17 protein-coding genes are annotated in these 16,874 nt (G+C 42.6%); 13 read left to right on the top strand and 4 right to left on the bottom strand.

The features are described 5' to 3' along the window. Positions 1 to 223 precede the first annotated feature (223 nt). Complete coding sequence (locus tag Q4557_RS13950; RefSeq protein WP_102440597.1) at positions 224 to 436, top strand: DUF3820 family protein; 213 nt, start codon at positions 224 to 226, stop codon at positions 434 to 436. Between the two features lie 75 nt (positions 437 to 511). On the opposite strand, the gene Q4557_RS13945 is transcribed toward Q4557_RS13950, so the two are convergent. From Q4557_RS13945 to Q4557_RS13930, 4 genes are all read right to left on the bottom strand, one after another. Further along, entirely contained in the window at positions 512 to 1,036 is a 525-nt protein-coding gene (locus Q4557_RS13945; protein WP_102440596.1) for a GNAT family N-acetyltransferase, read from the bottom strand. Between the two features lie 73 nt (positions 1,037 to 1,109). Further along, positions 1,110 to 1,412 (bottom strand): NrfJ, encoded by a 303-nt coding sequence (locus Q4557_RS13940; protein ID WP_102440595.1) that lies wholly within the window; start codon positions 1,410 to 1,412, stop codon positions 1,110 to 1,112. Positions 1,413 to 1,572: 160 nt separating this feature from the next. Then, complete coding sequence (locus Q4557_RS13935) at positions 1,573 to 3,333, bottom strand: bifunctional UDP-sugar hydrolase/5'-nucleotidase (protein WP_102440594.1); 1,761 nt, start codon at positions 3,331 to 3,333, stop codon at positions 1,573 to 1,575. A 209-nt stretch (positions 3,334 to 3,542) separates the two neighbouring features. Next, on the bottom strand, positions 3,543 to 4,625 hold the full coding sequence (locus Q4557_RS13930; RefSeq protein WP_102440593.1) for a CNNM domain-containing protein: 1,083 nt from the start codon (positions 4,623 to 4,625) through the stop codon (positions 3,543 to 3,545). Between the two features lie 159 nt (positions 4,626 to 4,784). Between Q4557_RS13930 and Q4557_RS13925 the strand changes: the two genes are divergently transcribed. The 12 genes from Q4557_RS13925 to Q4557_RS13870 all read left to right on the top strand — a co-directional run bounded on the left by Q4557_RS13925 (position 4,785) and on the right by Q4557_RS13870 (position 16,830). Further along, a complete protein-coding gene (locus Q4557_RS13925) occupies positions 4,785 to 5,906 on the top strand; it encodes a bifunctional tRNA (adenosine(37)-C2)-methyltransferase TrmG/ribosomal RNA large subunit methyltransferase RlmN (protein WP_076542685.1) in 1,122 nt (373 codons plus the stop codon). A gap of 34 nt (positions 5,907 to 5,940) precedes the next feature. Then, a complete protein-coding gene (pilW, locus tag Q4557_RS13920) occupies positions 5,941 to 6,723 on the top strand; it encodes a type IV pilus biogenesis/stability protein PilW (RefSeq protein WP_303413445.1) in 783 nt (260 codons plus the stop codon). Next, positions 6,723 to 7,706, top strand: a complete 984-nt coding sequence (locus Q4557_RS13915) for a RodZ domain-containing protein (RefSeq protein ID WP_102440591.1) — start codon at positions 6,723 to 6,725, stop codon at positions 7,704 to 7,706. Before pilW ends, Q4557_RS13915 begins: the two co-directional genes overlap by 1 nt. A 52-nt stretch (positions 7,707 to 7,758) precedes the next feature. After that, positions 7,759 to 8,874, top strand: coding sequence for a flavodoxin-dependent (E)-4-hydroxy-3-methylbut-2-enyl-diphosphate synthase (gene ispG, locus Q4557_RS13910; RefSeq protein ID WP_303413443.1), 1,116 nt, complete (start codon positions 7,759 to 7,761; stop codon positions 8,872 to 8,874). Between the two features lie 98 nt (positions 8,875 to 8,972). After that, positions 8,973 to 10,247 (top strand): histidine--tRNA ligase, encoded by a 1,275-nt coding sequence (gene hisS, locus Q4557_RS13905; RefSeq protein ID WP_102440590.1) that lies wholly within the window; start codon positions 8,973 to 8,975, stop codon positions 10,245 to 10,247. A 52-nt stretch (positions 10,248 to 10,299) separates the two neighbouring features. After that, the gene (locus Q4557_RS13900) at positions 10,300 to 10,917 is read left to right on the top strand and encodes a tetratricopeptide repeat protein (RefSeq protein ID WP_076542697.1); all 618 of its coding nucleotides are present in this window, start codon (positions 10,300 to 10,302) and stop codon (positions 10,915 to 10,917) included. Between the two features lie 12 nt (positions 10,918 to 10,929). After that, positions 10,930 to 12,117 carry an outer membrane protein assembly factor BamB gene (gene bamB, locus Q4557_RS13895; protein ID WP_076542699.1) on the top strand — a complete coding sequence of 396 codons (1,188 nt, stop codon included), beginning with the start codon at positions 10,930 to 10,932 and terminating at the stop codon, positions 12,115 to 12,117. A 79-nt stretch (positions 12,118 to 12,196) separates the two neighbouring features. Then, positions 12,197 to 13,663: a ribosome biogenesis GTPase Der gene (der, locus tag Q4557_RS13890; RefSeq protein ID WP_102477211.1), complete on the top strand. Its 1,467-nt coding sequence runs from the start codon at positions 12,197 to 12,199 to the stop codon at positions 13,661 to 13,663. Between the two features lie 242 nt (positions 13,664 to 13,905). Continuing rightward, the gene (locus Q4557_RS13885) at positions 13,906 to 14,472 is read left to right on the top strand and encodes a cytochrome b/b6 domain-containing protein (RefSeq protein WP_157936137.1); all 567 of its coding nucleotides are present in this window, start codon (positions 13,906 to 13,908) and stop codon (positions 14,470 to 14,472) included. A gap of 333 nt (positions 14,473 to 14,805) precedes the next feature. Continuing rightward, the gene (locus Q4557_RS13880) at positions 14,806 to 15,285 is read left to right on the top strand and encodes a TlpA disulfide reductase family protein (protein WP_303413437.1); all 480 of its coding nucleotides are present in this window, start codon (positions 14,806 to 14,808) and stop codon (positions 15,283 to 15,285) included. Between the two features lie 4 nt (positions 15,286 to 15,289). Then, positions 15,290 to 15,529 carry a DUF4266 domain-containing protein gene (locus tag Q4557_RS13875; RefSeq protein ID WP_102440587.1) on the top strand — a complete coding sequence of 80 codons (240 nt, stop codon included), beginning with the start codon at positions 15,290 to 15,292 and terminating at the stop codon, positions 15,527 to 15,529. Beyond that, a complete protein-coding gene (locus Q4557_RS13870) occupies positions 15,520 to 16,830 on the top strand; it encodes a DUF3570 domain-containing protein (RefSeq protein WP_102440586.1) in 1,311 nt (436 codons plus the stop codon). Before Q4557_RS13875 ends, Q4557_RS13870 begins: the two co-directional genes overlap by 10 nt. Positions 16,831 to 16,874: the final 44 nt, after the last annotated feature.

Below are 16,874 nucleotides of genomic sequence, written 5' to 3'. Positions count from 1 at the left end.
CTGTGTTAACCTTATGAGCTATTCACTAGAATTTATCAATAAATTGAATTGCTTAAGTTGATTATTTAATAAATCAATGACCAGAAAAGTGGCTAGTGTTGCCAACCGCTAAATGTAAATGACTCTTATCTATAACTAAACTTTGCTTTTGTATTTATCGCTATTCCAAAATGTTATATTGCTATTGTTAACTAAATCTCCTGAACAAAAAGACTTTGACACTATGAATGAGAAATTATTATTAGAAGCCATTAACCAAACCATGCCATTTGGTAAATATGCTGGACGAAAGTTACTGGAATTACCCGAGCCATACCTGGTGTGGTTTCATAGTAAAGGTTTTCCTGAGGGGAAGTTAGGCGAGCAATTGGCATTGATGTATGAAGTAAAACTTAATGGTTTAGAGCAGATGCTGCAGCCGTTATTAACAAAGTAAATCCACTGGTTAACGTGTTTGTAAGACTTGTCTTTATCAGTTGATATCTTGCCTTGTGCTGCTGAGGATTAAGATTTAAGTGAGCGGCTTGCTTAAATAGAAACTATTAATCACCTGCTGTTGACTGATTTGGTAGCTTGGCTGGATCAGTGTAAACCCTTGCTTGATGAAAAATGCTTTTGATAAGTATGACGCATCAACATTCAATTCTGCGTAGCCTTGGCTGAGAGCCCACTTTTCTAAGGTTTCATAAAGCTGACATGCTAGCCCTTGTTGCTGATAGGCGGGGGCGATATACAAACTATCAATATAACCGCGGCTTTTAAAATGGGTTTCGACATTGATAACCCCAATAACCTTTGGCTGCTGACTTGCTAAAGTATCGGCTTTGTTTGTTGCCAGCATTAACCAAGATTGCGATCGCGTCAGCCGTAATTGCCAATGTTTTGCTGAGCGCGGTTTAGTTGACCATGCGGCTAACTGGGCTTGAGAGTATCGTCGGTGTGAGATTTGTCGAACACTTTGATGAACTAGCTCACTGACTTGCTGAGCAAAAGCAGGCCTGAAGGTGATAATTGAATATTGCGCTGTTTGAGTCATGGCTGCTTGATATCAGATAAAAAATCGGCTAATGAGAATTAGCCGATTATGGGGTATTTATTGCTAAAGCGAGTTATTTTTTCTCGATTTTGCCAACAAATAATAATTTATCAAAGGTTTTGTTTAATGTGCTGCTGGTGAAATCTTGCATCCACATTTGCTCATTCATGATCACAGTGTCACCTTTAGTGATCGCAACTTGTGGGCCAGCAGCCCAAAAAGTTTTATCTTCTGCTTTAACTTGAACATAGGTATAACCACCGCTGTTCATCGTTTCTACTACTTCACCTTGGTGCATAATACCAGCAGCCCATGCTGATGATACGCCTAATGCTAATGTTGCTGCTGCAGCTAATTTGATCAGTTTTGCTTTCATGAATACGTTCCCTATTTGATTAGGCTAAATTTTGCAATGATTCAGGTCATGAATCTACATAAAGATAGTTTATTAAATCATGAAGCGCACACAGGGTCTGTGATCCGCGGCAGATTTGTGAATACTAAATTACTACACAAGGCAAAATTTAAACTCAATATTACCTGTGGCTAATATAGTAAACATTAGGCTGTAATGGGTTTTCGATTAAGTTTCCATGCTGGGTAACAAAATCAACAAAGGCTTCAGGTAACGTCATGGTATCTAAGTCTTGTTGCCAATGGGCTTTTAGTAATGCGTCATAACCTTCTTTACCTAAGGCGGTATAGGCCGAAGACACCCCAATATAGAGCTTTTCAGGATCAATTGCCGACCATAAACCGTCTTGATATAACTCAACGGAGGTAATACGTTGATGCATCGCTAAGGTGCCATCATAGAAATAGCGGATACCATAAGTGTAGGGGAAGCTACCAGCGCCAGTGCCAGTTACCCCATTATTGGTGGCGGCATTAATGGCCGACTCCAGCACTTCATAAAGGTATTTGCCTTGAATTTGATATTTCACTAATGGCAACTCAAAAGGCAAAATCCGCCCTAATACATCCGCCATTGATAAGCTGCCTTTATTTAATGACTGCCGAACGCCACCGGCATTATGTAAGGCAAAATCGAGTTTTTCACCTGAATGCTTAGTGGCTTTAAACATACTTCTACAAACCCAAGGGGCAATTTCACTGCCATGGGGAAAGTGCTTACTGGGTAAACGGGTATGAATGAAATCATGGGGTATGTAAGCAAGCACTTGCTCTTCTAGCGCATTTAGCGCTGGGCGGTATTGCTCCATTATAGTGTTATGAATGCTTTCACAGGCCTGATCACCACGGATAGCAGGGTGGCTGATAAGCTTGGTTTTTACGCTATTTATTTGCTGCTCTGTGGGCAAAGTATTGAGGTTAGTAAGCTGATTATCTTGCTTAGGATTAAACAGCACTTCTAATTCATCATCAATCATAAAGTAGTTATTACCATTTATGGCAATACAGGCGCCAGAGCGATCAAAAGTGATATTAGCTAAGCCTAAGACTTCAGCGTATTTACTGGCATGGATGATAGGGGTGTTATTTACCCGCTCAGCATAGGGAGTGTGGCTAAGACCTAGTTCATCGAATTGACCTTGTAAGGTATGTGAGTGCCCACCAACTATGACGCTGATCCCAGATACTTTTTCTGCTAACTCTCGGTCTTGATCTAGCCCTAAATGGCTGAGGACAATAATATGCTGTATGCCTTGCTGCTGCAGACTGGCAATGGTATTAGCCGTCGTGTCAATGGCATTGATAAAATGGGTATCAGGATCGGGGCGAGCAATCAGCGGCATCTGATCCAGCGTAATCCCGACAATGGCGATGTGAGTATCATAAAACGGCTTAACTAGCACCTTGGCACATTGGGTCTGATTGTCGTAATCATAAAGCATAGGGTGACCACTTAGGCGGCCTTCTTTATCGGTTAACTCTTGGCTGAGATCCATATTGCCAGCTAACACCGGAAATTCGATACGATTTAAAAAAGCCAGTACTGGGCTATTACCTGCATCTATTTCATGATTACCTAACACCATAGCATCGGGTTTGAGCATATTGAGTAGGTGCGCGTTAGCCGCGCCTTGAAATTCTCTAAAATATAAGGTGCCTTGAAAGCTATCGCCGCCATGCAAAAACAAAAACTCATGGTTATGTTGAGCAGCTTGTTGCCTTGCTGATTCAATTTGATGGCCTAAACGGGCGTAGCCACCTGTTTTCGTGTTGACGTGATAATGCTGTTGCTCGACCGATAAGGAAAATTGAACACTGCTAGGCTCAAAATTAGAATGAGTATCGTTAATATGAGCAAGGCTAAGGCGATAGTTATTGGGCATCTTTTACTCTAATACAGAAAAAGGAGGCTGTTCCTGATCCGGCGTTTAATGAACTTAATGGGTGACTGATTTTTGTAGCTGTTTACTTTAGTCGTTGTTTACTTTAGTTGCTGCTAATGCATAGCCGTTAAACCAAGGCTGTGGTTATATTAACTAAATTAAAAAGGGAGCTTAAGCTCCCTTAAATCTATAGCTATAAAGCTAGAGTATTATTGCGGTGGGGTTTGAGATTGCTTGGTAAACTCACCGTCATCAGATAATACAATGCCTTTATGCTTCATGCGGCTACTCCACAATTTACGCGCTAATTGCTGCATATCGGTGACAGGATCGTTTGAATCGACAATTTCTAGTCCCAGTAAAGACTCAACAATATCTTCTAAGGTGACAATACCTTCACCAGAACCATACTCATCGACAATCATAGCGATTTTAGTATTTCGCTTAATCATCAATTCAAATATCGGTAAAATCTTGGCGGTTTCAGGAATAACCAGCAGGTTTTTCTTCAATACACCAATGGATTCTTTCTGGGTGTAACGTTCTGCTTGAATGATATTATTACGGTTAACATAACCAATAATATTATCAGGGTCGTCTTCATATACAGGAATACGGGTAAAGGGTTTAGCTAAAAACTGCTGCACAAATTGCCCTTGGGTCAGAGTCACCGGTAATTTAAACATCACGGTTCGCGGTGTCATAATCGCTGAAACGGGCATTTCTTTAACCGATAACATTTGCGTTAAAATGGCAGACTCTTGTTTATCAAGTTCACCTGATTGTCGCCCAATTTCGGCCATCGCACTCATTTCTTGACGAATATACTGCCCTTCGTCGCCTTTACCCATTAATTTGGTGACTTTTGAAGACATCCAGATTAGTGGTTTGGTAATACGCTCTAACCACACTAAAACTAGCGACACTGATGGCGCTAATGAACGCCAATAGTTTGCACCTAAGGTTTTAGGAATGATTTCTGAGAAAAATAAGATGAGAAAGGTCAGTACCCCGGAAAATACCCCTAGCATTTCATCGCCAAAGACCTTTGCCGCTTGAGCACCAGCAACAGCTGCGCCTACGGTATGGGAAATGGTGTTGAGAGTCAGGATAGAAACCAGTGGTGATTCCACGTTTTCTTTCTGTTTATTAAGCCGATCGGCAGCTTTACGATTCGTTTTAGCCAAAGTGGCAATATAACTAGGCGTAACAGACAGTAGTACCGCCTCAAATACACTACAAAGAAAAGAGATTGCAATGGCGATAAATACTATAATGATAAGGGTTATCATAAAGGTGGAATTACACCTCCAAATGGCAGACCAATATTAGTCCGAGGAAATTCTAGCATAGTCTCTAAGCTTTGTTGCTACTTCTATAGCCAAATTTTGTTAGGATCTGTATAATTCGCCGCCCGCAAGCAAGTTTTAGGTTTTTTGAGGTTACACAACATGAGTGAAAAAAAGATCAATTTATTGGATCTTGATCGAAAATCGATGAGAGCGCTATTCGCAGAAATGGGCGAAAAACCGTTCCGAGCCGATCAATTGATGAAATGGCTTTATCACTTTGGTGTTAGCGACTTCGAAGAAATGAACAATATTAACAAGGCACTGCGCGCTAAGTTAGCTCGAAAGTGTGAAATCGTTGCCCCTGAGATTGCTAGCTTTCAAAAGTCATCTGATGGGACCATTAAGTTTGCGATCAATGTTGGTCAAGGCCAAGAAGTCGAGACTGTTTACATCCCTGAAGAAGACCGTGCAACCCTGTGTGTATCATCACAAGTGGGCTGTGCATTGGAATGTACTTTCTGCTCAACAGGGCAGCAAGGCTTCAACCGTAACCTCTCAGTGGCTGAAATCATCGGTCAAGTATGGCGTGTATCAGAATTTTTAGGTTTCCATAAAGACACTGGCGATCGTCCAATCACTAACGTTGTTATGATGGGAATGGGTGAGCCACTATTAAACTTAGCCAATGTGATCCCTGCAATGGACATCATGTTAGATGACTTTGGTTTTAGTCTGTCTAAGCGTCGTGTGACCTTATCGACTTCAGGTGTCGTGCCTGCGTTAGACAAATTAGGTGACGTGATCGATGTGGCTTTAGCGGTGAGTATTCATGCGCCAAATGATGAGCTGCGTGATGTATTGGTGCCGGTAAACAAGAAATACCCGCTAGAAGAATTTTTAGCTGGGATTCGTCGTTACCTAGAAAAGTCCAATGCTAACCGCGGACGTGTTACAGTCGAATACGTGATGCTTGATCATATCAATGACAGTACAGATCAAGCCCATGAATTAGCCAAGCTAATGAAAGACACGCCGTGTAAGATTAACTTAATTCCGTTTAATCCTTATCCTGGTTCGCCATATGGTCGCTCTTCTAATTCTAGAATTGACCGTTTTTCTAAAGTATTAATGGAATACGGCTTAACGGTTATTGTGCGTAAAACCCGTGGTGATGATATTGATGCGGCTTGTGGACAATTAGCCGGTGATATTCGTGATCGCACTAAACGTTTAGCAAAAAAACAAATGCAACAAAATCAGATTTCGGTCACAATGGATTAACTCATTGTTTGTATAGATTAATAGGCGTTGGAATATGCATGGATTGCCAAAGTTTTTGATTGTAGTCGCGATGGCATTACCTCTAACGGGTTGTGTCACTGAGCGAACTTATAGCGGTACTGATATTCCTGTTGCCGAAAGAACCTTAGATAAGCAAGCCGCAGCTATTGAGCGAATGCAGCTGGGACTGACTTATTTAAATCGAGGCAATATTGAACAAGCTAAATTTAATTTAAATCGTGCGGTTGAATATGCACCGCAGTTAAGTTCAGTGCATATCGCGATGGCGTATTATTACCAAACGGTAGGTGATACTGTACGTACAGAGGCGGCTTACCGTAAAGCCATTGCCGCGCCAGATGCAGGTGGTGATGCGAAAAATAACTTTGGCGTGTTTCTTTGCCAGCAAGATAAATTCGCACAAGCTGAAAAAATGCTATTAGCCGCGATTGAAACCAAACAATACACTCGCACCGCTTCAAGCTACGAAAACTTAGGCGTGTGTAGTATGTCTGCAGGTGACACCGAAAAAGCCAAGGGCTATTTTGAAGATGCGCTGCGATATGATCCAAGACGACAATCAACCTTGAAAGAATTGATTGAGCTTGCGATAGTAGAAAATGATTATCAAGCCGCTAAAGCGAATTTAACGCGTCTTCACCGTGTGGCACAACAAACACCAGAAAGCTTAGCATTAGGTATTAAAATTTCCCGTGAGTTAGCGGATGATGAAGCGGTAAAACGCTACGGAATTACTTTAATTGCCAAATATCCTGCTTCAGAACAAGCGAAAGAATACAGGGCTAATTTGCATTAATGACAAATAAAATTACAGAGATAGAAACAGATAATAATCTCGAGCAAGCTGAATTACTCGAAACTGTTTCAACAGCGGGTATGCTGCTACGCACCGCCCGCGAAAAAAAGGGTGTCTCGATAGATGCTGTGGCATTACAGCTGCATTTGCGTCCCAGTGTTATTGAAGATATTGAAAATGATATTTTTGATAATATTGCTTCAGCAACCTATGCCCGCGGCTACGCTAAAAACTTTGCCAAGTACGTTGAAGCAGATGTTAATGCCGTTCAACAATGTTTAGCCCAGCAACTTCCTGATGAAACTGCTGCTATGCAAAGCTTTTCTCGCAAAACTACCCGCGAAGCCCGTGACAGCCGTCTCACCTTAGTTACTTATCTCATCGTAGCGATATTACTTGCGCTATTATTGTTGTGGTGGGTACAAAAAGACTCAATGCTAACGGGAGTTGATTTATCAAAGCCGACAGCAGAAGAAGTCGCAGCTGCTAATGTGGCGCAGCAAACACAAGACTTATTAGAGCCAGAAATCGATCCTAAACTGGCTTATCGGGAACCCGTTGCCAGCGAGGTAATCTCAGCACAAAGTCAAAACGATGACGCAGTTCAAGTGAGCAGTAATGTTCAGGAGAGTAACCGTGTTATTAAGCCAGCAACGGCGACTGACACACTTGACTCTGTTGCTGTGTCACCAGCAATAACAGCTGCAGTTGATACTGCAGTAACCACTGCTGATGTGATTGAAACTGATACTATATCGCTTAGCTTTAGTGATGATTGCTGGGTTAACATTATCGATGCCGATGGTAAAACATTGGTTGATGGCGTTAAGGGCTCAGCTAGAGTCGTTGAAGTCACCGGCAAGGCACCTTTTAAAGTGATATTGGGTGCGCCGCAAGTTGTCACCATGAGCTTTAATAATGAAAATGTCAGCCTTGCTGAGTTTTCTGACCGTGTGGCCAAGTTAACCCTGCCTAAAGCCTAGTCTTTAAAGCTTAGTGTTAACTCAATTTTGGTAAGTAGTAGAGCAACAGATTATGTATAACGAATCTCCAATCATCCGCCGTCCTTCTAGCCGCATTTATGTAGGGGATGTTCCGATCGGCGATGGTGCACCAATTGCGGTGCAATCGATGACAAATACTAAAACCACTGATGTCGACGCCACAGTTGCACAAATTTTGGCCCTTGAAAAAGTCGGTGCAGACATAGTGCGAGTCTCAGTACCAACAATGGATGCCGCTGAAGCGTTTAAGCTTATCAAGCAGCGCGTTAGTGTACCTTTAGTTGCCGATATTCATTATGATTACCGTATCGCACTTAAAGTGGCTGAATACGGTGTTGATTGTTTGCGGATTAACCCCGGCAACATTGGTAATGAAGAACGTATTCGCAATGTAGTTGAATGTGCGCGTGATAAAAATATTCCAATTCGCATTGGTGTTAATGGCGGTTCATTAGAAAAAGATCTGATGGACAAGTATCATGAGCCAACACCAGAAGCATTGCTTGAATCAGCCATGCGTCATGTGGATATTTTAGACCGTCTAAACTTCGACCAGTTTAAAGTCAGTGTAAAAGCTTCAGACGTATTTTTAGCGGTTGAATCATACCGTTTACTCGCCAAGCAAATTAAGCAGCCATTGCATTTAGGCATTACTGAAGCAGGCGGCGCTCGTGCGGGTTCGGTTAAATCAGCAGTGGGCTTAGGCATGTTACTGGCTGAAGGTATTGGTGATACTTTACGTATCTCATTAGCGGCAGATCCAGTCGAAGAAATTAAAGTCGGTTTTGATATCTTAAAATCATTACGTATTCGCAGCCGCGGCATTAACTTTATTGCCTGTCCGTCTTGTTCACGCCAAGAGTTTGATGTGATTAACACTGTCAATGCGTTAGAAATGCGCCTTGAAGATATCACCACCCCAATGGATGTGTCGATTATCGGCTGTGTGGTCAATGGCCCAGGTGAAGCGTTAGTTTCAGATATTGGTTTAACCGGTAGCCACGGAAAAAGTGGTTATTATGATGACGGTAAACGTCAAAAAGAGCGCTTTGATAACAACAATATAGTGGATTCACTGGAAGCAAAAATTCGCGCAAAAGCAGCGATAATGCAAAACCGAATCGATATCAAAGACGCAACAGAATAAGTTAGTTTTAGATAAAAACACACTTACCAGCAGTGGTAGGTGTTTTTTTGTGTAAGGCATATGATTAATTAATTAGCTAAAAATTAGGCGAATTAAACGTGGCAAAACAGATCCAAGCAATCCGTGGAATGAACGACATTCTGCCAACTCAAAGCCCTTTATGGCAACAAGTCGAAGCGGTTATTCGCTCTACTGTTAGTGCCTATGGTTACAGTGAAATCCGTACTCCTATTGTTGAAAGTACTGATCTTTTTAAACGCTCTATTGGTGAAGTTACCGATATCGTTGAAAAAGAAATGTATACCTTTGCGGACCGTAATGAAGACAGTTTAACCTTACGTCCTGAAGGTACCGCTTCAACTGTGCGTGCAGGTAACGAACACGGTTTACTGTATAATCAAGAGCAACGCTTGTGGTACATGGGACCGATGTTCCGTCATGAACGTCCTCAAAAAGGTCGTTACCGTCAATTCCACCAATTTGGTGTTGAAGTGTACGGCATTGCAAGTGCGGACATTGATGCGGAAGTATTGATGTTATCTGCAAGATTATGGGATTCATTTGGCATTAAAGACCACGTTAAACTGGAACTTAATACCTTAGGTGATCCTGCTGAACGTGCTACTTACCGTGATGCATTAATTGCATTTTTAGAGCAGCACAAAGAGCAATTAGATGAAGACTCACAGCGCCGTATGTATTCAAACCCGCTACGAGTATTGGATTCTAAATCGCCACAGGTTCAAGCCTTGCTAGCTGATGCGCCAGAGTTAATGGATTATTTAGGTGAAGAATCAAAAACACATTTTTCAACCTTATGTGAACTCTTAGACGCTGTCGGCATCCAATACACAATTAATCCTCGTCTTGTGCGTGGTTTAGATTACTATAACCGCACCGTTTTTGAGTGGGTAACGGATAGCTTAGGCTCTCAAGGAACGGTACTTGCTGGTGGTCGTTATGATGGTCTGGTTGGTCAATTGGGTGGTAAAGATACCCCTGCAGTAGGTTTTGCAATGGGACTTGAGCGTATTGTATTACTACTGCAAACCCTTGAGCTTGATAAAGATGTCGCGCCAGTTGTCGATGTTTATGTCACGGCAATGGGCGAAAACTGCTTAGTTGAAGCAATTAAAATTGCCCAAGAGTTGCGTCAAAGCCTGCCAGCGCTTAAAGTCATGAGTCATTGTGGCGGCGGTAACTTTAAAAAGCAGATGAAACGTGCTGATAAAAGCGGTGCGCAGTACGCCCTGATCATTGGTGAAAACGAAATTGCCAATAACCAAGTTGCAATTAAGCCACTGAGAAATAAGAACGAACAACTTTTAGTTGCCCGAGAAGAGTTGGCGACTACGATAAAATCATTATTTTAATATTAGCCCTTAGCTAATAAAAAACAGAACTGAATAGAAAGGGGAAGTGCGCGTGGAAATTTATAGCACAGAAGAACAACAAGTAGATGCTATTAAGCAGTTCTGGAAAGATTACGGCAGCTCAATCATTGTGGGTGCAGTCGTAGGTCTAGGTGGATTGTACGGTTGGAATTATTACTCTGACGTAAAAATTGAAAAATCGGAAGCTGCATCAGAAGCATTTCAACGCATTACTGCTAACAGCGACAGCAGTGCAGTACAAGCAGCTATCGCTGAGTTTGGTGCACAGCACGATCAAAAAGGTTACCAAGCCTTGCTTGAACTCATGTCAGCTAAAGCTGCTGTCGATGCAGGCGAGTTAGATAAAGCAGAAGCGGCTTTTACTAAAATCATTGCTGCAAAACCGGGTGCTGCTTTAGAGTCTTTAGCGACGTTACGTCTATCTCGCGTGCAAGCAGAGCAAGGTAACATCGGCACTGCAATTGCGACATTAGAGCAAATTACCGATGAAGCATTTAATGCTCAACGTGATGAGTTAAAAGGCGATTTACTTGTGCGTCAAGGTGACATGGATAGTGCACGTTCAGCTTACCAAGCTGCTGTTGATAACGGCGGTTCGTTAACCAGTCCTGCATTACAAATGAAGCTAGACAATTTAAACAAGGCATAAGGAATTAGCCGAATGAAGTCTTTATGCAAAACTTTGCTAGCAGCGGGCTTAAGCGTCGCATTGCTATCTGCTTGTTCTTCAAATGATAATGAAGAAGAAGTTGTTACTGAACTAACTGAAATTCAAGCAACTGTTTTTCCAGAAGTAAACTGGCATGCCAAGGTTGGGGGCGGAGTCGGTGACTTTTATTCTCAACTTAAACCGGCTATTCGATATGACCATGTATATGTGGCCGATCGCAACGGTGAGGTCGTCGCCTTTGAAGAAGCAACAGGCAAAGTGGCTTGGCGTAAAGACTTAGCTTCAGAATTTAAACATACTGAGCTGGCGAAAACGAAAGAGGCACGCATTGCCGCAGGCGTTACCGCTGGCCGTAATAAAGTCTTTATTGGCGGCGAGTCTGGTTTATTGGTGGCATTAGATGCTCAAACCGGTGAGACCGTATGGTCAGCAGTTGCAAGCGGTGAACTGTTATCGGCTCCAACTGTGTCTGAAGATTCAGTTGGCGTGCATACCAGTGATGGTAACTTTGAAGCATTTGATATTGATGACGGTGCTAAACTGTGGACCCATGAGATGCAACTGCCAAATCTAACGCTACGCGGCACTAGCTCAGCAGCTTATGATTCAGGTGGTTTCTTCCTTGGCACTGCTGATGGTAAAATAGCGGTTATTGTCAAAAACAATGGACAAGTGGCTTGGGAGCAGGCGGTATTTAACCCAACCGGTGGTAACGAGTTTACTCGTATGGCCGATGTGGACATGACACCGTTAATTTTGGGCGATAATTTATACGCGGTAAGTTACAATGGTAACTTAGTGTCTATGGAGCTAAGAACGGGTCGTGTTGTATGGACGCGTAAGTATTCAAGCTTCAATGAATTAGCGACAGCAGGGGTTGGACTATACTTAGTCGATGACCACAGCCGAATTTATTCAGTAGATAGACGTAACGGTCTTGAATTATGGAGTAACTCTACGTTAATGAATCGTAGTTTAACTTCACCTGCCGTTATAGGCTCTTATATTGTTGTAGGTGACTTTGAAGGTTACTTACATTTTATTGACCGCAACTCTGGCGAAGTCGCTGGACGTGTTGAGGTTGATAGTGATGGTTTATTCTCACAACCAGTAGTGGTTGGAGATAAAATTTATGTGCAAGGTCGTAGCGGCAAAATCGCGACGATTGTACTGCCATAAATTGAATAGCAAACCTTATTAGAGCCCCTGGAAGTGTGTTCCGGGGGCTTTTTATTTTAAAGTTTTTAGAGGCAAAATCATGATCCCTGTAGTGGCCCTTGTGGGGCGACCTAATGTTGGTAAGTCAACTTTATTTAATCGCCTTACTCGCACAAGAGATGCGCTTGTCGCCGATTTTCCTGGTTTAACTCGTGACCGTAAATATGGACGTGCGTTTTTAGCTGGTTATGAATTCATTGTGGTTGATACTGGTGGTATCGATGGCACTGAAGAAGGGATTGAAACTAAGATGGCTGAACAATCGCTAGCGGCGATTGAAGAAGCAGATGTGGTGCTATTTTTAACTGATGCTCGTGCAGGCTTAACAGCAGCTGATTTAGCGATTGCTGAGCATTTACGTAGCCGTGATAAAACTACCTTTGTTGTTGCTAACAAAGTTGATGGTATTGATGCTGATTCAGCCTGTGCTGAGTTTTGGTCATTAGGTTTAGGTGAAGTTTATCAAATGGCAGCTGCGCAAGGTCGCGGTGTTACCAATATGATTGAATACTCTTTAGCGCCTTATGCTGAAGCTATGGGTATTACTCGCCAAGAAGACGGTGAAGAAGTTGAAGATGTACGTGAGTACACTGAAGAAGAAGCCGAAGCTGAACAAGAGCGCCTGCAAAACTTACCGATTAAGCTTGCTATTATTGGTAAGCCTAACGTAGGTAAATCAACGCTAACTAACCGTATTTTAGGTGAAGAGCGTGTGGTTGTTTATGATGCACCAGGTACGACTCGTGACAGTATTTACATTCCAATGGAACGTGAAGGTCGTCAATACGTATTAATTGATACTGCTGGTGTGCGTCGCCGCGCGAAAGTACATGAAGTTATTGAGAAGTTTTCAGTGATTAAAACCCTGAAAGCAGTTGAAGATTCTAACGTTGTCTTGTTAGTGATCGACGCTCAAGACGGTATTACAGAGCAAGATCTTGGTTTGCTTGGTTTTGCGCTTAATGCTGGTCGTGCAATTGTACTTGCTGTGAATAAATGGGATGGTCTTGACCAAGCATTTAAAGAAAGCGTTAAAAGTGAGTTAGATCGCCGCTTAGGCTTTATCGACTTTGCCCGCATTCACTTTATTTCAGCGCTGCATGGCACAGGTGTTGGTCATTTATATGAGTCGATTGAAGAAGCCTATGACAGTGCGACGCGCCGCGTAAGCACTTCAATGCTGACCCGCATTATGCAAATGTCACAAGACGATCATCAGCCACCATTAGTACATGGTCGCCGTGTGAAGCTTAAGTATGCCCATGCTGGTGGTTATAACCCACCAATCGTTGTGGTGCATGGTAATCAGGTAAGTAAGTTACCTGATTCATACAAGCGCTACATGATGAACTACTTCCGTCGTTCATTGAAAGTTGTGGGTACGCCAATTCAAATGCGCTTTCAAGAGGGAGCTAATCCATTTGAAGGCCGCCATGAAAAGCTAACCATTAGTCAAGAGCGTCGCCGTAAACGCGCAATGAGCCACATTAATAGCCGCAAAAAATAAGTTATTTTCTGCGTGTTAACCAAAACCTGAATGACTGCAAAGTGATTCAGGTTTTTTTATGTCTCTGATTTACTGTTGTTTGAACTGAGGTGTTTGAACTGAGGTGTTTGAACCGAGGTGTTTGAACCGAGGTTATTGAATGTTATTGGCTTGGTAAGGTGAAACGCTCAATGATCTAGCATAAGCAAATGTTAAGTTTTACCTCTTATAATAATCATTCACTTTCAATCGCTGAGGTTTTTATGAGTACTCACAGCCATTTCCCTGCTATCCATCGTCTTCTGCATTGGGGGCTTGCGTTGTCGATGTTGGTGATGCTGTTAACCATCTTACTGCGTTTAGGCTGGATGGAGAAAAATCATATGGCAGAGATGATCCAACAAGGGCTATTGCCGCTTGATTTACTCATCAGCGATAAACAAGCCGTCATCATTGCTAAAAGTATCCGTAATGTGATGTTCCAGTGGCACCTATATTTTGGTTATGCGGTGGCTGTTTTTGTGTCGCTGCGCTTTATCTATATGGCAAAATGCGGTTTACAATACCCTAGCGCATTCAGTAAACAGGCTAGCGGCCGTGAAAAATTTCAAGCGTGGGTATATTGGCTATTTTATCTGGGTATTGCGTTATCGGTCTCCACAGGCTTGTTGATTGAATTTGGGCCAGAGTCAATTGAACACCAAGCTGAAACCGTGCATAAACTTGCCTTGTGGTATTTTATTCCGTTTATCAGTTTGCATTTGGCCGGAATAATACTGGCCGAATTTACCCACGATAAGGGCTTAGTCTCGAGAATCATCGGCGGGTAAACACAGTCACCAGTTGTGTTGAACTAAGCCTATTGAGCAGCGTATCAGCGGTTGTTCTAGCTATTGCTTCAAGACCGCGTCATGGCGTTAGTGCTAGCGCGGTGATTATTAGTCCTCATTAACCAACTCTTGTTCGCTATCCTATACTCGTCAGACCTTGTTAACGGGTTAATCTTTACCTATTTAACTCTCCAACTTAACACTCTGTTAAACTAACTCGTCACAATGCTTAATAAAACCTTAAGATTGAAGATTTAACTTAGGTGATATTGAATCATTAAAAATTAGTCATTCATGACTCCTGAAAAAATAATATTAACAAAGCGAGACTCCATGAAGCGATCATTACTAGCGAGTTTGTTACTCACATTGGCCTTTAGCAGCCCATTATTTGCCGCGCCCTCACTTGATCATACTGTACTCACGAAAGAGGGCACTGAAACCAGCTTGCAAGAGTTTGCTGGCAAAGTGGTGTATGTAGATTTTTGGGCCTCTTGGTGCGGTCCATGTCGAAAGTCTTTTCCTTGGATGAACCAGATGCAGGCCAAATACCAGCAGCAAGGCTTTGAAGTGGTTGCTATCAATCTGGATGTTGATACTGAGTTAGCCCATGAGTTTCTCACTAAAATCCCCGCTAATTTTAATTTACGCTTTAATCCAGAAGGGGATGTGGCAAGGGAGTTTGATTTACCTGGTATGCCAAGTAGCTATTTATTTAACCGCCAAGGCGAATTAGTTCAGCGTCATGTTGGTTTTTTTGACAAGAACAAGCCTGCTTACGAACATGAAATTCAACTGTTATTAAAGGAATAAGCCAATGAAAAAATCGAGTTTTAAGCAATACATTAAGCTGTTATTGGCCTTGTCTATTATCAGCAGTTTAGCAGGCTGTTCGAGTTTAGGGGTAGAGCCGTGGGAGAAGGATCAATTTGCCCGCGCTGATATGGCACTTAATAATGAAAAGTTAGATTTAGCATTGGATGACCATATTTACTTCAGTAAAGAAGGCACCAGTGGCGGACGCTCATTAGCTGGTGGAGGTTGTGGATGCAACTAACTTCGAAACTAACGCCGAAACAAAGCATCGCTAGTGCATTGGCCATGGCTAGCTGCAGTTTGTTGTCACAACAAGCTAGCGCACAAGAGCCGGTACCGGCAAACGATGATTGGAAAGTCGATGCCGCCATTATGTATTACGGTGAGCAAGACCGTGTACAAGCCGTTGAAGCTATTGGTAATGTGCAAAAAGCCTTTGGTGAAGATTCGCTGCTCGATATGAAAATCGTTGTCGACAGCTTAACCGGCGCTTCAGCTTCTGGCGCTGTAGCACAATCCATCAGCCAAACCTTTACACGACCTTCAGGTAAGGGAGAGTATACGGTCGCCCCAGGTGAAACGCCCCTTGATGATACGTTCCAAGATACTCGAGTGCAGTTAAGTGCCAATTGGCAGGAGATTTTAAATCCTGACTGGACGGTTAACTTGGGTGTTTATGGCTCTAAAGAATACGATTATTTATCATTAGGCTTAAATGCGGGTGTGGAGCGCAGTTTTAACAAAAACAACACCACTCTTGCCTTATCGGGTGCCTATACTAATGATACTGTTGATCCTGTTGGCGGTCGTCCTGTGGCATTATCAGAAATGGTATTTCGCGGTGATTATGATGGCGATGATGCCTTTCAAGCTGCATTTGACGCCACTCGATTAGACGGTGATGATACCAAGCAAACCGCTGATGTCATGCTAGGTGTGACCCAAATCTTGAATCGCAATTGGTTAATGCAAGCTAACTACGGTTTTTCAAGTGTGTCGGGCTATATGACCGATCCCTATAAAATTCTCAGTATGGTCGATGGTAACGGTGAGTCCCATGGTTATCGCTATGAAAACCGCCCAGACTCGCGCACTAAGCACAGTGTTTTCTTGTTAGCAAAAGGCGCATTGGACTCAGGGGTGATTGATTTCTCTTATCGCTACAATACTGATGACTGGGATATTCAAGCGCACACTTTAGAAACCCATTATCGCTATTACTTTACCCCAAGCTTATATGGCCAGCTGCATTTGCGTTATTACCAGCAGCAAGCTGCTGAGTTTTATCAGCCATTTTTGCGCACAGAAGCTGCATTACCTGAGTATGCCAGTGCGGATTATCGCATTGGTGACATGTCAGCTTATACCGTAGGGCTTAAGTTTGGCCATCGCTTATCTGGCGGCCATGAACTTAGCTATCGTATTGAGTATTATCAGCAAAACCCTGAAAACAACGGCACAGATATCCCTGGTGAGTTAAATAATCAGGATTTATTTCCATCGGTGAAAGCAATCGTAGCTCAAATAAGCTATTCGTTTTAAATAAATAGTCTTAAGATAAATAAACGCAAAACATCAGAGTTATT

This window comes from Shewanella sp. 5_MG-2023 (assembly GCF_030547465.1).
GTDB lineage: Bacteria > Pseudomonadota > Gammaproteobacteria > Enterobacterales > Shewanellaceae > Shewanella.
Note: the sequence above shows the minus strand (reverse complement) of the source record. Positions and strands in the feature narration are given on the sequence as shown.

Coding starts and splice junctions, on each gene's coding strand:
- Q4557_RS13940 (WP_102440595.1), bottom strand. CDS start 1,412: ATGAAAGCAAAACTGATCAAATTAGCTGCAGCAGCAACATTAGCATTA.
- Q4557_RS13915 (WP_102440591.1), top strand. CDS start 6,723: ATGACAAATAAAATTACAGAGATAGAAACAGATAATAATCTCGAGCAA.
- Q4557_RS13945 (WP_102440596.1), bottom strand. CDS start 1,036: ATGACTCAAACAGCGCAATATTCAATTATCACCTTCAGGCCTGCTTTT.
- Q4557_RS13870 (WP_102440586.1), top strand. CDS start 15,520: ATGCAACTAACTTCGAAACTAACGCCGAAACAAAGCATCGCTAGTGCA.
- der (WP_102477211.1), top strand. CDS start 12,197: ATGATCCCTGTAGTGGCCCTTGTGGGGCGACCTAATGTTGGTAAGTCA.
- ispG (WP_303413443.1), top strand. CDS start 7,759: ATGTATAACGAATCTCCAATCATCCGCCGTCCTTCTAGCCGCATTTAT.
- Q4557_RS13885 (WP_157936137.1), top strand. CDS start 13,906: ATGAGTACTCACAGCCATTTCCCTGCTATCCATCGTCTTCTGCATTGG.
- Q4557_RS13875 (WP_102440587.1), top strand. CDS start 15,290: ATGAAAAAATCGAGTTTTAAGCAATACATTAAGCTGTTATTGGCCTTG.
- Q4557_RS13880 (WP_303413437.1), top strand. CDS start 14,806: ATGAAGCGATCATTACTAGCGAGTTTGTTACTCACATTGGCCTTTAGC.
- Q4557_RS13925 (WP_076542685.1), top strand. CDS start 4,785: ATGAGTGAAAAAAAGATCAATTTATTGGATCTTGATCGAAAATCGATG.
- pilW (WP_303413445.1), top strand. CDS start 5,941: ATGCATGGATTGCCAAAGTTTTTGATTGTAGTCGCGATGGCATTACCT.
- Q4557_RS13935 (WP_102440594.1), bottom strand. CDS start 3,333: ATGCCCAATAACTATCGCCTTAGCCTTGCTCATATTAACGATACTCAT.
- Q4557_RS13950 (WP_102440597.1), top strand. CDS start 224: ATGAATGAGAAATTATTATTAGAAGCCATTAACCAAACCATGCCATTT.
- bamB (WP_076542699.1), top strand. CDS start 10,930: ATGAAGTCTTTATGCAAAACTTTGCTAGCAGCGGGCTTAAGCGTCGCA.
- Q4557_RS13930 (WP_102440593.1), bottom strand. CDS start 4,625: ATGATAACCCTTATCATTATAGTATTTATCGCCATTGCAATCTCTTTT.